The sequence below is a fragment of the Tepidanaerobacter sp. GT38 genome, from assembly GCF_021991635.1.
Taxonomy (GTDB): domain Bacteria; phylum Bacillota; class Thermosediminibacteria; order Thermosediminibacterales; family Tepidanaerobacteraceae; genus DTU063.
Window position 1 is genome coordinate 1 of the sequence record NZ_JAFFJA010000135.1, and the last position, 2,394, is coordinate 2,394.

General features: G+C 32.6%; 1 protein-coding gene. It reads right to left on the reverse strand.

From position 1 onward, the window contains the following. Positions 1–489: 489 nt before the first annotated feature. Entirely contained in the window at positions 490–2,184 is a 1,695-nt protein-coding gene (locus tag JT739_RS12460; RefSeq protein WP_237661446.1) for an RNA-binding domain-containing protein, read from the reverse strand. Positions 2,185–2,394: the final 210 nt, after the last annotated feature.

Below are 2,394 nucleotides of genomic sequence, written 5' to 3' on the forward strand. Positions count from 1 at the left end.
AGGAGGAAGGTTTAAGGAGAATTATGTCCATTTCTCCTGTCCATTTTCCTTTCCATTTAATCTCTCAATCCATTGATTTATCTAGATTTTACCCTTATCCCTTGTCCCTTTCTATCCTAAAAATCCTAACAAAAAAACCATAGTTCCAAGGCGCACCTTTACCTTTTCCCTATGGTCTCCTGAAGAACTTTATTTACTCCTTCTCAAACATTTGAAAAATGAAAGAAGTTTATTTGATGTAGACATAGATATAGGCACGAGAGGTAAAGGAATAAGGATTAGTCAAATTAATTTTTATCATGTGATTTCACTTTAAAAGTTTCACAGTACCCATTTATCTAATTCACCTATCATAAACAAATAATTACTGCTCGATATAACTTTAGTTTCACCTGATTTGAATTGCATCAAAAACAATTTGTCGCAATTAAATGATTCAATTATTTTATAATTGCGACATAATAATGAATCATTTGTTTGCCTTTAGTTTTACTCATCTCTAGATAAACAATAATATGCCCCTCTACCACTACCCTTAATCTGAACACCATCCGCTTCTAACTCACGCATAAGCCTTAGTACTTGTTGCCTATCCATACCCGTCATATGTCTTACTTCTGCATTAGTAAGGTTCCTTTCCTTTAGTATGGATAATATTCTCATTTTAATAGCCTCTTTATCAAGCCTTTTATCCCTATCGTATTCTATTCCTTTTTGCAGCATCGAATAAACTTCCCGAGTCAAAGAATAGTATTTCTTTTTAACAGTACCCCCTGATTTTATAAGTTTTAAACTATTCTCCATATAACTAAGTATTTCCCTAACTTGTTCTATACTTCTCTGACATATATGAGCAGCATTATACGTGTCTATTTCCCTATGTCTAAGAAGATAGTTTAAAATAATCAAGTGGTCAACATCAACTTCAATTCCTTTAGAATTTAAATCTTTTATAAAATTTCTGAACTCTGGAACTATCGTTGATGCAATAAGGGTTAATTCGATGCATTCTCCTATTTCATTATATTGCGGGGGTTCTTTCCCTTCTATTAACAAAGACTTATAAATTCTCGGAACTCCAAGATTACTTCTATTTATGAGTCTCAGTTTATCCATTAAATCTGTAAGATGCAAATTTCTTGCTACAGGTGGGTGATGAAGTATATTACTCGGAGAAATACCTCCAATAAAATTACCTGGGTTTGTAATAATCAATTTATCTTTATAATGTTTCAGCATAACACTTCCTGGAATTCTATAATCCCTATGTATAAATGCATTAAGTAATGCTTCTCTTAATGCTATTTTAGGATATGTAGAAAATTCAGGATGTAAGAAACCAACCTCAACAATGGTTGTCGGATTTTCAGTAGCCATATATCTTTCTAATTCATATAAACCTATTGGTATTGCTGAATTTTCACCATACTTTATACTATAATCTGTGCTACTTATCATTCTTCTAAAATCCCATCTATGATTTGGGATATATTTTGAAAGTGCCTGAGTATTCCCGACAATCAATAGTCCCCCAAAGGTTAGTTTCCCATCTTTTAGCGCTCCTATGGACTTTAACAAATCCTCATCAGACATTTTTATTAATGTATCTGGAGCATGTTCTTCAGCCATTATCATTCTTACTCTTTCCATAGCAACTGGAGAGAAGCAATCTTTCCAGTATTCATCTACTAAATTTGATGTAAAGTCTGAAACTCCAGTTTTAGCAAAAAGTTCTCTTCTCATAGACCCCGTAAGTGGTCTGCAATCTTTACCTACTCTTATTGTAGCACTTCCATTTGTTTCTGTATAAGGCGGCATACCAGGATATATATTCATTACCAATATTCTTCCATGCCCTTCGGGTACTTCAATCCAATCAAATGTCGGAGTAATATGGGGGTCAGTCCTTTCGTATACTGCTTTTTGCATCAAAAATGCATCAACAATAGGAGGAACACCTATTATTGCATTTTTTCTTCCTTTAACTTTATCTCTTATCCCAAATACAACTGTTCCTCCTCCACCATTAGCCATACAAACAGCCATCTTTACTGCTAGATTTATATTATCGTTTAGACTTTTTTCTACCCACTCTTTAAAGTCTAAATCTTGTGCTTCAAAATCATCTGCAATATTTTCTTCTAGCAAATCTAGAATTTTTAAAATCTCATCTTTTGTCCTCAAGTTCTGACCTCCTCTTATGCTTACTTTTGCAATTAAATGCGACATGATGCATTTTAATTGCATCATTATCTATATTATTGCATCATTTCTATATATAATGCAATAATAAAACACAGCATTCTTCTATCATTATACTTAAAATCCTATTTTTCCCTCTATAATTTCTATTAATCTATTGATTTACTATGTTTTGGTATCACTCCTTATTCA